Here is a 12,538-nt window from a genome sequence, read left to right on the forward strand (position 1 = left end):
CGTGCCAATGCCCGCTTCGGCCACGGCGGCCGGCGGTGTACCCCGCTTCCCGGGGCGGGGCGAGGGCCGTTCCCACGGCTGCGACTTAGCGGGAGCACAGGATTCCCTCAGCGGACCGGGACAGTATCGAGACATGTCTGGCACCTCCGCGTCCCGAACCGGCCGCGTCCGCGTCCTGATCGTCGACGACGAGCCCGGTCTCACCGAGCTGCTCGCCGCCGCCGTCGCCGACGCGGGCTGGCGCCCCTACCCCGCGCTCGACGGGCAGACGGCACTTCGGCTGGCCCGCGGCTGCGCCCCGCACGCGGTGGTGCTCGACGGGATGCTGCCCGACCTCGACGGCCTCCAGGTGCTGCGCAGACTCCGCTACGAGATGCCACGGCTGCCCGTCCTGATGCTCACCGCCCGCGACGCCGTCGAACACCGTATCGACGGCCTGGAGGCGGGGGCCGACGACTACGTCACCAAGCCCTTCTCCCTGGAGGAGGTCGTGCTGCGGCTGCGCGGGCTGCTGCGCCGGGCCGGCAGCGAACAGCCCCCCGCCGACGACGCGGTACGCGTCCTCGGCGACCTGGTGCTGAGCGGCGAGTCCCGCGAGGTGCAGCGGGCCGGCACCCCGATCAGGCTCACCGCCAAGGAGTTCGACCTGCTCAGCCTGCTCCTCGACCATCCGCGCCAGGTGCTCAGCAAGGCCCAGATCCTCGACCACGTGTGGAGCACCTCCTTCGACGGCGGCGGCAACCTCGTCGAGGTCTACATCTCCAGCCTGCGCCGCAAGATCGACCGGGGCCGGGCCCCGATGATCCACACCGTGCGCGGCATGGGCTACGTCGTACGGCCCGTGGAGGACGGCAGATGACCGCCCGGCTGCGGAGCCGGTCGCTGCGCACGCGACTGCTCGTCTTCATCACCGCCGTCCTGGTCTGCGTGTGCGCCGCGATCGCCCTGACCACCGTGTTCGCCCAACGCGCCTATCTGATGGGCAGTCTGGACAACCAGGTCGGCGACGCGGCCGAGCGCGGCGTCGGCGGTGCCGCCCTGCACCCGGACCTCACCCGCGACCTGACCTTCCTCAACGAGAGCGGCCACCCGGCCGGCATGCTCGCCGCCCGCCTGGACGCCGAGGGCGACATCATCAACGCGGCCGTCGTCAGCCAGGACGCGCCCCCGCGCTCCCTCACCACGGCCCAGACCGGCGCCCTGAAGGGCCTCGCACAGGACGGTTCCACCCACACCCGCCAGGTCCCCGGCCTCGGCACCTACCGGGTCACCGCCCTGAACGCCGACGGTGTGCGGGTCCTGGCCGGCCTCCCCATGGACGACGTACTGGACACCATCAGCGGCCTGGTCGAGGTCGAGATCGCGGTCGCCGTCGTCGGCCTCACGGCCGCCGGCTGCGTCTGCGCGGTGGTGATACGACGCCAGCTGCGCCCCCTCGGCCGGGTCGCCGCCACCGCCGTCGAGGTCTCCCACGCGCCGCTCGGCCGGGGCCAGGTGACCGGCCTGACCCGGGTGCCCGAGCGGGACACCGACCCCGGCAGCGAGGCCGGCCAGGTCGGCGCAGCCCTCAACCGGATGATCGACCACGTCGAGGCGTCCCTGGCGGAACGCCAGCACAGCGAGGAACAGGTGCGCCGGAGCGAGGAGCGCATGCGCCGCTTCCTGGCCGACGCCAGCCACGAACTGCGCACCCCGCTCGCCTCGATCGCCGGGTACGCCGAGCTCATGAACCGCGGCACGGGCCGCATCGAGCCCGGCCTGGCCTGGCGCCGGGTCAACGCCGAGTCGGCCCGGATGCGCAGCCTGGTGGAGGACCTGCTGCTCCTGGCCCGCCTCGACGAGGGCCGCCCGCTCCAGTCCGCCGAGGTGGACATGGCCGCGCTGGTCGCGGAGGCGGTGTGGGACGCACGGGCGGCCGGTGCCGACCACGTCTGGCAGCTGGAACTCGACCTCGACCTCGACGACGGCTCGGCACTGGTGCTGGGCGACGAGGCCCGCCTGCACCAGGTGGTGGCCAACCTGATGGCCAACGCACGGGTGCACACCCCCGCCGGCACGACCGTGACCGCGTCCGTCGAAGCCACCCGCACCACCTGCGTGATCCGGGTCCGCGACGACGGCCCCGGCATTCCGCCCGCCCTCCTGCCGACCGTCTTCGAACGCTTCACCCGGGCCGACACCTCCCGTACCCGCGCCGGCGTCCTGGAAGGCGGCTCGGGCCTGGGCCTGGCGATCGTCGACGCGATCACGACGGCCCACGGCGGCCGTATCGACGTACAGAGCGCGCCGGGCCGTACAGAGTTCACCGTCGAGCTGCCGACAGCCGAACTCCTGCCCACGGACGCGGCGGTACGGACCCGCCCGGCGTCGGTCTAGGAAGCACCGTGCCGGAAGGGGGGATCAGAATCCGACGAGAGCGTCGAGGTCGATCTGGACAGGGAACGGTACTTCGGTGACGAGCTTGCCGCGGTGTACCGGATGCAGGGGAGCCGGGAAGTACGACCGCGTGTCGGCATTGAGCCAGTACTCGTGCACCGTCAGCTTGTGGTCCCGGTCGAGCTCGACGCGCCAGTAGCAGGGGACCTTGGCAACGGCGAACTGTGCAGGTTTGCTCACGCGGTCATCTCGGCGGGAGCCGGGGGAAACGACCTCGACGGCGAGGATGAGGTGTGACGTCGGGATGCACTCCACCTCGAAGTAGTCAAGGTTCCGAGGGTCGAAGACGATCACGTCGGGCTTGACGACGTTCTGCTCGTCCACCATCACACACTGCTCGCTCAGAACCCGATAGGGCTTTGGGCGAGCTGCCTTGAGGGCGTCGGCGACGCCGTCCCGTACGTCGTTGTGCCAGAACCTGGGCTGCCCTTTGACCACGATCCATCCGTCCACGAGTTCCCAGTCGAAAGGCAGCTCCAGGTTCTTCACCTGGTCGAACGTCCAGCCGTCAGCAGGCGGGAACATCCAGTTGTCCTCGTTGGCCGGTCCCTGCTGGCGTGTCGTCATCACTGCTCCCATGGGCGAGAGTGTGGACGCGGTGACGCGTCGTGATCCTCTGTACGAAGGTATCGCCACTCGAACCAGTGGAGCCATGCCGAGCCGTTTACACCCGCCCCCGTCCGCGCTAGCTTCACAGGAGAGTGGGGTGGGAGCGCTCCCATCAGGCGTCGCGGCGGACCGGAACCCGCCCGGCGTGCCGGGTCCGCTCCCGCCCCGCGCCCGTCCCTCCCCGACCCGCGCACGACCGTTCACCCCACACAGAGGCAGATCTGTCATGCATATGACAATCAGGCGGGCTCCGTCCCGTCTTCCCCGATTACCCCTCCCCACCCGAGGCCGAGCCCTCTTCCTCACCCTGCTCGCCCTCCTGACCACCGTCCCCGCCCTCGCCCTGATCCTGGCCGCGGGCGCCCCGGCCCAGGCGCACGGCACCCCCATGAAACCCGGCAGCCGTACCTTCCTGTGCTGGCAGGACGGGCTCACCGACACCGGTGAGATCAAGCCCGTCAACCCGGCCTGCAAGGCGGCTCAGCAGGTCAGCGGGACCACGCCGTTCTACAACTGGTTCTCGGTGCTGCGTTCGGACGGCGCCGGCCGCACCCGCGGCTTCGTGCCGGACGGCTCGCTGTGCAGCGGCGGCAACCCCAACTTCACCGGCTTCGACCTGCCCCGCGACGACTGGCCGGTCACCCACCTCACCTCCGGTGCGACCGTCGACTTCTCCTACAACGCCTGGGCGGCGCACCCGGGTTGGTTCTACGTCTACGTCACCAAGGACGGCTACGACCCGACGAAGCCGCTCACCTGGGACGAGATGGAGGACACCCCGTTCCTGACCGTCGACCACCCGCCGCTCAACGGCACCCCGGGCACGGTCGAGGCCAACTACTCCTGGACCGGGCAGCTTCCGGCGAACAAGACCGGGCGGCACATCATCTACATGGTGTGGCAGCGTTCGGACAGCACGGAGACCTTCTACTCCTGCTCGGACGTCGTCTTCGACGGCGGCAACGGCGAGGTCACCGGCATCCACGACCCGGGCAACCCCACCGAACCCCCGCCCGGCACCTGCACCGCCACCCGGACCACGACCAACAGCTGGCCCGGCGGCTACCAGTCCGAGGTCACCGTCACCAACAGCGGTGACGTCCCGATGCTCGGCTGGATGGTCGACTGGACACTCCCCGGCGGCCAGTCGGTGGCCAGCCTCTGGAACGGCAACGCCACCTACAGCGGGCAGGACGTGATGGTCCACAACGCCGACTGGAACGGCTCGCTCAGTCCCGGACAGAGCACGACGTTCGGATACGTCGTCCAGGGCGACGGCGGGGACAGCGCGACCGGCCTGCCGTGCCAGGTCGGTTGACGGGCGCGATCCGCTCTGGGCGGACCCGGTGCCGGTGCACACCGGGTCCGCGAGCCGGGCAGGCGAGGGGGGTGGGCGGCCTGTCCGGGGAGGAGTTGCTCGTGGTGCCTCTTGCGCGTCTGCTGTGCGGCTTGTGTCGACGCCGTGACGGGCGACAACGTTGTCTCATGGTCTGTACATGACTCTACCGTTCCAACCGACAACGATGTCAACCCACTTCAGGTCACCCGACCGGGTGAAACGGGGCCGCGCCGCCGCAGCATACGCGGTCTTCCGTGTTACCGGTGGCGCACGTTACTGTCCCTGCGGCTTGTGCGACCTGTGGTGCGCGACCCGTCCGAAGGAGGAAGGGCCGCGTCATGCGTTTCCGACCCCTGTCCCTGCTGCTGGCCGCGGTACTCGCCGCCGGCGGTGCCACCCCCGCCCTCGCGGCGACGACCACCAGCGCACCACCCGAACTGGTCAAGGACCCCACGGCGTACGTCGACCCGCTGATCGGCAGCAGGAACGGCGGCAACACCTTCCCGGGCGCCGTCATGCCCTTCGGCATGCTCTCCTGGAGCCCGGAGAACACCAGAGGCGACGCGACGAGAACGGCCGCGCCCGGCGGCTACCAGTACGACGCCACCCGCATCCGCGGCTTCAGCCTGACCCACATGTCCGGCACCGGCTGCGCGGGCGGCAGCGGCGACATCCCGTTCTTCCCGTACGCGGGCGAGGTCACCTCGTCCCCGGCGAGCGACACCAAGGACGCCGTCTACGCCTCGGACTTCAGCCACGCCGACGAGACCGCCGAGCCCGGCCACTACAAGGTCGGCCTCGCCTCCGGCGTCACCGCCGACCTCACCGCGACCACCCGCACCGGCTCGGCCCGCTTCACCTACCCGGCCGGCAAGCCCGCCTCGCTCCTGGTCCGCACCGCCAACTCCGAGGTCGGCTCGGCCGATTCGGCCGTCACCATCGACCCGGACACCCGCACCGTCTCCGGCTCGGTCACCTCCGGCGACTTCTGCGGCTACCTCGACCCCGAGGGCCAACGCTCCTACTACACGCTCTACTTCACCGCCCGCTTCGACCGCGCCTTCACCGCCACCGGCACCTGGCAGGACGACCGGCTGAGCCCGGGCTCGACCACCGCGTCCGGCGGCACCGGCGGCTTCTCGGCGAACGGCGGACGGCCGGTCGCCGGCAAGGGTGCCGGTGGATACGTCCGGTTCGCGCCCGGCTCGGGCCCGGTGAACGTCAAGGTCGGCATCTCCTACGTCAGTCAGGCCGCCGCCGCGGCGAACCTGCGGGCGGAGAACCCGCCGCGGCGCTCCTTCGACGCCGTCCGCGACGCGGCCCACCGCGCCTGGCGCGACCGCCTCGACGCGATCCGGGTCGGCGGCGGCACGGACGCCGACCGCACCACCTTCTACACGGCGCTCTACCACTCGCTCTTCCACCCGAACGTCATCAGCGACGCCGACGGCCGCTACCGGGGCAGCGACGGCAAGGTGCACCGCGTCGCCCGCGGCCACCGCGCGCAGTACGGCACCTTCTCCGGCTGGGACGTGTACCGCGACCAGGTCCAGCTGCTCACCCTCCTGGACCCGCGCACGGGCTCGGACATCGCCCAGTCGCTCTACGAACTCGCCCGGCAGAACGGCGGGGTCTGGGACCGCTGGCTGCACGGCGCGAGCGGCACCCACGTGATGAACGGCGACCCGGCACCGACCGCGCTCGCCGGCATCCGCGCCTTCGGCGGCACCGACTTCGACCTGAAGGGGGCGCTGGACTCGTTGGTGAAGGCGGCGACCGTCCCGACGGCCCAGGACCTGTCCGCGGCCGGCAAGCCGGTGCTGTCGGCCGGGCAGCGACCCTCGCTCGACAAGTACCTGTCCCACCACTACATGCCGTCCGTGTCCAACGCCTGGGGCGGCGCCGCCGAGACCCTGGAGATGTCCACGGCCGACTTCTCCCTCTCCCAGCTCGCCGCGGCGGCCGGGGAGAAGGAGACGGCGGCCGCCTTCGCCGACCGCTCCCAGTGGTGGCAGAACAACTTCGACATCGCCGCCGACGCGACCGGCGGCTACATCGCCAACCGCAAGGCCGACGGCAGCTGGGTCACCGGCTTCACCCCGGCCACCGGCAACGGGTTCGTGGAGGGCACCGCCGCCCAGTACACGTGGATGGTCCAGCACAACCCGGCGGGGCTCTTCGCCGCGATGGGCGGCACCGACAAGGCCCTCGCCCGCCTCGACGCCTTCTTCCACGACAGCGACGGCAGCTGGGCCTTCACCGGCAGCGGCGGCGACAAGTCCGAGCTGGACAACGAACCCTCGCTCAACGTGCCCTACCTGTACGACTACGCCGGCGCCCCCTACCGGACCCAGGAGACCGTCCGCGCGGCGATGACACAGCTCTGGTCGACGCAGCCCGGCGGCATCCCCGGCAACGACGACCTCGGCGCGATGTCCTCCTGGTACGTCTTCTCGGCGCTCGGCATGTACCCGCAGGTCCCGTCCCGCGCCGAACTCGTGCTGGCCTCACCCCTGTTCGCACGCGTGGAGATCGACCGCCCGGGCGGCAACGACATCTCGATCCACGCCCCGGGAGCGGCCGCCGACGCCCCGTACGTCCAGTCGCTGAAGGTCAACGGCCGTACCGGTGAACGCCCTTGGCTCGACAGCTCGTTCGTCCGCGACGGTGGCCGCCTGGACTACACCCTCTCGGCCACCCCGAACCGCACCTGGGGCACGGCCGCCGCGCCGCCGTCCTTCCGGACGGGCGAGCAGCCGTACCAGATCGGCGTCGGCCCGACGGCCGCGACGATCGCCCCCGGCGACAGCACGACGGTCACCGTCCGCGCCCTGTCCCTGTCCGGCGGCAGCGGCCCCGAGGTGCGCTTCCGCGTCGAGACACCGGACGGCGTATCGGCCACCCCCGCGGCGGGGGCGGTCACCGGCGGTTCCCAGCGGATCACTCTCGCCACCACCGCGGGCACCCCGCAGGGCTACTACGACGCGAAGGTCACCGTCACCTCGGCCGACTCCTCCTACGTCCAGCCGGTCGCCCTCACCGTCGCGGCCCCCGGCACCCTCCTCGCGGCCTACTCCAACACCGGCATCTCGGACGACTCCGGCGACCACGACGAGGCCGACTTCGACGGCGGCGGCTGGAGCTACTCCCGCCAGGCCCTCGCGGCGGCCGGCCTCACCCCGGGCACCCAGGGCACGGTCGACGGCCTCGCCTACACCTGGCCGAACGCCCCCGCAGGCCGCCCCGACAACGCGACGGCCACCGCCCAGACCATCGAACTCCCCACCCCCGCAGCCGCGTTGTCCTTCCTGGGCAGCGCCACCAACGGCAACCAGGCCGCCCAGGCGACCGTCACCTACACCGACGGCACCACCGCCACCGTCGACCTCTCCTTCACCGACTGGACCATCGGCGGCGGAGGCGGCACCGTCCAGTACGGCAACCAGATCGTGGCGAGGAGCGCGTACCGCAACGTCGCGGGCGCGGACAAGGACCCGGTGGCGACCTACATCTTCGCGACCAGGCCCTTCACGGCCCCGGACGGCAGGACCGTCAAGAGCGTCCGGCTGCCCGAGAACAGCGACCTGCACGTGTTCACCCTCGCGGTGGGCTGAGCGGCGTCCCGCGTGCCCCGGCCAGTTTCCGACTGGCCGGGGCACCACCTCGCCTGGGACCATCACCGGATGGGCGAGCGACCCGACCTGCCGAAGGAGTTCCGGTCGGAAGTGCGCACGGCCTTCGCCTACCTCACCGAGAGCGAGGGCTTCTCGGAGCCGGAGGACGACGGCCTCGGGCTGGTGTTCCGGCGCGGCGGCCTGGCGGTGCGGCTCTGGTACCACGACGGTCGTGAGCCCACGGTGAGCACCGGCCTGCTGTCGGTCGATCCGGACGGCACGCCGGGGAGGAAGCACGTCTGGCTCGACGACCTGTACACCGCCCTCGGCTGCGGTCCTCCGCAGGACGTCCTCTCCTCGGCGTTCACCAGACGGGCCATGCTGAAGCGGGTTCATGCCCACGCGGCGGCGCTGCGGCGCGTCCTGCCGCTGCTCGACGGGGAGATCCCGGAGGTCTGAACAACGGGAGGGGGCGGGCCCGAACGGGCCCGCCCCCTCTGTCGTGTCGCTGCCTCAGGCCAGCAACTCCACCTCTGCCAGCGTGGATTCGGTGTCCAGGACGAGCCGGTAGTGGGTGTACGTCCCGGGCTTCTGGACGGTGAACGCCCGGGTCTGGAGGTTCCAGGCGAAGGACTCACCGGAACGCTTGTCCACGGTCCGCCAGTTCGTGCCGTCCGTCGACGCCTGGAGGATCCAGCCCGTCGGGGCCTTGGTGTGGTCGGACGGTGAGGTGAGGGTGTACTGGATGCCCTTGGCCGACCTGGTCACCGGCAGGTCCACCGACGTCACCGTCTGCTCGGTGGCCGAGGTGTTGTCGAACAGGGAGCCGTCGGCCTTCAGGACGTCCGCGCGCGGGGCGGGGACCTTGTCGTCCTTGGTGATGGAGACCGGGGCGGCGTCCTTGCCGGTGCCCCAGTTCGACGGCTTCGGGCCCATCGCGAAGTCGATGACCCCGCCCTTGGAGAGAAGGGAGTGGGGGAGCGAGGTCGACGTCCAGTTCTGGCCGTTGACGCGGACGCCCTGGACGTAGACGTTCTTCGCGCTGTTCCGCGGGGCCTTGATCACCAGGTCGTGGCCGTTCTCCAGGTGGACCGTCGCCTTCTTGAACAGCGGGGAGCCGATCGTGTAGTCGCCGCTGCCCATCACCAGCGGGTAGAAGCCGAGGGCCGAGAAGAGGTACCAGGCCGACTGCTCGCCGTTGTCCTCGTCGCCGTGGTAGCCCTGGCCGATCTCGCTGCCCAGGTAGAGCCGGGAGAGCGCCTCACGGGCATAGGCCTGCGCCTTCCAGGGCTCGCCGGCCGCGTCGTACATGTAGATGACGTGGTGGGCGACCTGGTTGGAGTGGCCGTACATGCCCATCCGGACGTCCCGGGCCTCGGTCATCTCGTGGATGACCCCGCCGTAGGAGCCGACGAAGTCGGGGGAGGCCGTCTCGGGCGTCGCGAAGAACTCGTCGAGCTTGTCGGCGAGGCCGGACCGGCCGCCGTACAGGTTGGCGAGGCCCCGGCTGTCCTGCGGGGCGGTGAAGGCGTAGCCCCAGCCGTTGGTCTCGGTGTAGTCGTAGCCCCACACGCGCGGGTCGTACGTCGCCGAGTCCACCCGCCAGTCGCCCTGGGCGTCCTTGCCCTGGAAGAAACCGGCCTTGGAGTCGAAGAGGTCCACGTAGTCCTGGGCGCGGTTGAGGAAGTAGTCGGACTCCTCCTTGTAGCGCTTCTCGCCCGTCTTCCTGTAGAGCGCCTTGCCCATCTCGGCGATGCCGAAGTCGTTGACGTATCCCTCCATCGCCCAGGACAGGCCCTCGCGGGTGTCGTCGCTGGTGTAGCCGAGGAAGGGGGAGGTGGACATGCCCTTGCGGCCGACGCCCGAGGAGGGCGGCACGACGGTCGCGTTCTTCAGGGCCGCGTCGTAGGCCGCCTTCGCGTCGAACTTCACGCCCTTGACGTAGGCGTCCGCGAACGCCACGTCCGAGGAGGTGCCGGTCATCAGGTCGGCGTACCCGGGGGAGGACCAGCGCGAGGTCCAGCCGCCGTCCTTGTACTGCTGCACGAACCCATCGACCATCTCGCCCGCCTGACCGGGTGTCAGGAGCGAGTACGCCGGCCACGTCGTGCGGTACGTGTCCCAGAAGCCGTTGTTGACGTACACCTTGCCGTCCACGATCTTCGCGCCGGTGTGCGTCGGGGTGTCCTGGCTCGTCATCGGGGAGAAGGGCGAGGCGTACTGGTACGTCGAACCGACCTTCTCGAAGCCCGAGTTGGGGTACAGGTACAGCCGGTACATGCTGGAGTAGAGGGTGGTCAGCTGGTCGGCCGTGGCGCCCTCCACCTCCACCTTGCCGAACAGCCTGTCCCAGACCTTCTGCGCCCCCGCCTTGACCGTGTCGAAGGAGGTGCCGTCCGGGATCTCCTGGCGCAGGTTGTCCTTGGCCTGGTCGACGCTGATCAGGGAGGTGGCCAGGCGGAGCGTGACGGTGTGGTCGGCGCCCGCGTCGAAGCGCAGGTAGCCCTTGACCCCGGCGGAGTCGCCGCCGGTCACCGGCTTGTCGAAGACGCCGTAGACGAAGAGCCGGGTCGCGCCGGTCGACAGGCCCGACTTCACGTCGGAGTAGCCGGTGACGGTCCCGTGCTCCTTGTCGAGGGTCAGGCCCGCCTGCTCGGTCACGTTGTCGAAGATCACGCTCGCGTCCGCGCCCGGGTAGGTGAAGCGCAGCGCCGCCGCGTGGTCGGTCGGCGTTATCTCGGCCTTCAGTCCGTTCTCGAACGTGACCCCGTAGTAGTACGGCCGTGCGGTCTCGTTCTCGTGCCGGAAGGCCAGCTCGCGGGCCTCCCGGCCGGTGTCCGGGGTGCCCGGGGCGGCGGACGGCATCATCTGGAAGGTCTGCCGGTCGCCCATCCAGGGGCTCGGCTCGTGGCTCGCGCTGAACGCCTGGATCGTCGGCAGGTTGTCGTCGTCGTTCGCGCGGGCGTATTCGTACAGCCAGCTCTCCGAGGACGCGTTGGTCACCGGCGTCCAGAAGTTGAAGCCGTGCGGCAGGGCCGTCGCCGGGAAGTTGTTGCCGCGCGAGAAGCTGCCGCTGGAGTTGGTGCCGCGGGTGGTCAGCGCGTAGTCGGACAGATGCGCCTTCGGCTTCTCGGGGGCCACCGGCTTCAGCGACACGTCGTCGAGCCAGCCGCGGAACTTGGCCGGCCCCGCGGGGGAGTCGTAGCCCACCAGGATCCGGTCGACCGTCTTGCCGGCCGCGACCGAACCGATCACCGACGAGATGTCGTTCCACTGGTTGACGTACAGCGCCTTCGACGCGCCCTGTGCGCGCGGTGACAGCCCGAACCCGTGCTGGTCGACCGCTCCGAGGTCGCTCAGGTAGGTGCCGTCCGTGAAGGCCAGGTCCACCGCCACGTACGTGGCGTCGTAGTCGAGGTCGCCGTCGGCCATCGACGGGAAGATCCGGTACCCGAGCCGGGTGTCCCGGCCGACCTTCACGTTCACGTCGAAGACCTTGTTGTACGAGTACGCCCGGCCGGTCGCCGTGTGCCGTCCGGCGTAGCGCAGCGCGTGCGTGCCGGTGAACCCGGCCCGCGCCTTCGCGGTCGGCGAGCCGCTCGGGCCCCTGTCGACCAGCGAGAGCATGTCCTGCGGCACCGGACCGCCGCTGCCGCCCGTGGAGAACTGGACGTCGGCGATCTGGAGGATGTCCGGGGCGCCGTTGTTCTTCGTGACGTCGAGCCGGAAGTGCTGGTACTCGGCGGGTGCGGCGAGGTCGTACGACTTGGTCTGGAACCGCTCCGTGAAGGCCTCGCCGCCGCGGGTGTCGACGGTCTTCCAGTCCTTGCCGTCCGTCGAGCCCTGGAGGGTCCAGTCCTTCGGGTCGCGCTCGTCGTAGTCGTTGGCCGAGGTGAGGGCGTAGGTCACCAGCTTGATCGGCTTGTCGAAGTCGAACTCGACCCAGCCGGTGGGCTCGAAGGTGAGCCACTTGGTGCCCGACTCGCCGTCGACGAGGTTCTCCTTGACCTCGCCCGCGCCGGTGTTCTCGCCGCTCGCCCGCACGTCGGTCACGTGGTCGGTGACGTTGCCGGGGATGCCGGTGCTGTAGCCGCCGTCCACCCCGGCGGCGCGCGGGGCGCCGCTCGGGTCGGTGTCCACGGTGTCGGTCCAGTCCGGTGACGGATCGCCAGACTCGAACGAGGATGCGAACTGCGTCGCGGCGGCCGGTGCCTTCGCCGGCAGCGCCACCGCGGCTCCCTGGGAGCCCAGGGTCATGACTACGGCGGCCGCGATCACGACCGCCGTACCAGATCCGTGTCCTGTTCTTCGCTGCGTTCTCCGCTGCATCACAACGGGTACCCTCCCTGCCACATGAGACAACGTTGTCAGATGCGTGGCGCAGGAACCAGTAGGTGGTCAAGTGACCCGTGATGTCAAGGGTGTTGGCTGCGGCATTCAGGGGTGTATGTCGGCTCTTTTTCCGGCAAGGCGTACAGAGATCGCTCATATTTCCGACAGGTCTCAACTAGGAAAAGACCCGTGGCCAACCTTGCATTCG

At 70.5% G+C, this 12,538-nt stretch carries 7 protein-coding genes; 5 read left to right on the top strand and 2 right to left on the bottom strand.

The features are described from left to right. Window positions 1-133 precede the first annotated feature (133 nt). Together ACGF5O_RS15520 and ACGF5O_RS15525 are read left to right on the top strand one after the other, a co-directional pair. Complete coding sequence (locus ACGF5O_RS15520) at window positions 134-859, top strand: response regulator transcription factor (RefSeq protein ID WP_393810392.1); 726 nt, start codon at window positions 134-136, stop codon at window positions 857-859. After that, window positions 856-2,376 (top strand): ATP-binding protein, encoded by a 1,521-nt coding sequence (locus tag ACGF5O_RS15525; protein ID WP_393810393.1) that lies wholly within the window; start codon window positions 856-858, stop codon window positions 2,374-2,376. The genes ACGF5O_RS15520 and ACGF5O_RS15525 overlap by 4 nt, the downstream gene beginning before the upstream one ends. A 24-nt stretch (window positions 2,377-2,400) precedes the next feature. Here the strand turns inward: ACGF5O_RS15525 and ACGF5O_RS15530 are convergent, their stop codons facing one another. Then, window positions 2,401-3,015, bottom strand: coding sequence for a Uma2 family endonuclease (locus ACGF5O_RS15530; RefSeq protein ID WP_393810394.1), 615 nt, complete (start codon window positions 3,013-3,015; stop codon window positions 2,401-2,403). A 256-nt stretch (window positions 3,016-3,271) separates the two neighbouring features. Between ACGF5O_RS15530 and ACGF5O_RS15535 the strand changes: the two genes are divergently transcribed. The 3 genes from ACGF5O_RS15535 (at window position 3,272) to ACGF5O_RS15545 (ending at window position 8,457) form a co-directional block, all read left to right on the top strand. Continuing rightward, a complete protein-coding gene (locus ACGF5O_RS15535) occupies window positions 3,272-4,363 on the top strand; it encodes a lytic polysaccharide monooxygenase (protein WP_393810395.1) in 1,092 nt (363 codons plus the stop codon). A 359-nt stretch (window positions 4,364-4,722) separates the two neighbouring features. Beyond that, on the top strand, window positions 4,723-7,998 hold the full coding sequence (locus tag ACGF5O_RS15540) for a GH92 family glycosyl hydrolase (RefSeq protein WP_393810396.1): 3,276 nt from the start codon (window positions 4,723-4,725) through the stop codon (window positions 7,996-7,998). A 69-nt stretch (window positions 7,999-8,067) separates the two neighbouring features. Then, window positions 8,068-8,457, top strand: a complete 390-nt coding sequence (locus ACGF5O_RS15545; RefSeq protein WP_393810397.1) for a hypothetical protein — start codon at window positions 8,068-8,070, stop codon at window positions 8,455-8,457. A 54-nt stretch (window positions 8,458-8,511) separates the two neighbouring features. On the opposite strand, the gene ACGF5O_RS15550 is transcribed toward ACGF5O_RS15545, so the two are convergent. After that, the gene (locus ACGF5O_RS15550) at window positions 8,512-12,255 is read right to left on the bottom strand and encodes a GH92 family glycosyl hydrolase (RefSeq protein WP_393810625.1); all 3,744 of its coding nucleotides are present in this window, start codon (window positions 12,253-12,255) and stop codon (window positions 8,512-8,514) included. Window positions 12,256-12,538 lie beyond the last annotated feature (283 nt).

Origin of the sequence: Streptomyces sp. NPDC048291, from assembly GCF_043201715.1 — a bacterium.
In the GTDB taxonomy this organism is placed as follows: domain Bacteria; phylum Actinomycetota; class Actinomycetes; order Streptomycetales; family Streptomycetaceae; genus Streptomyces.

What these genes read in the sequence shown, in the direction of transcription:
- ACGF5O_RS15520 (WP_393810392.1), top strand. Translation starts at nt 134, where the DNA reads ATGTCTGGCACCTCCGCGTCCCGAACCGGCCGCGTCCGCGTCCTGATC.
- ACGF5O_RS15525 (WP_393810393.1), top strand. Translation starts at nt 856, where the DNA reads ATGACCGCCCGGCTGCGGAGCCGGTCGCTGCGCACGCGACTGCTCGTC.
- ACGF5O_RS15530 (WP_393810394.1), bottom strand. Translation starts at nt 3,015, where the DNA reads ATGGGAGCAGTGATGACGACACGCCAGCAGGGACCGGCCAACGAGGAC.
- ACGF5O_RS15535 (WP_393810395.1), top strand. Translation starts at nt 3,272, where the DNA reads ATGCATATGACAATCAGGCGGGCTCCGTCCCGTCTTCCCCGATTACCC.
- ACGF5O_RS15540 (WP_393810396.1), top strand. Translation starts at nt 4,723, where the DNA reads ATGCGTTTCCGACCCCTGTCCCTGCTGCTGGCCGCGGTACTCGCCGCC.
- ACGF5O_RS15545 (WP_393810397.1), top strand. Translation starts at nt 8,068, where the DNA reads ATGGGCGAGCGACCCGACCTGCCGAAGGAGTTCCGGTCGGAAGTGCGC.
- ACGF5O_RS15550 (WP_393810625.1), bottom strand. Translation starts at nt 12,255, where the DNA reads ATGACCCTGGGCTCCCAGGGAGCCGCGGTGGCGCTGCCGGCGAAGGCA.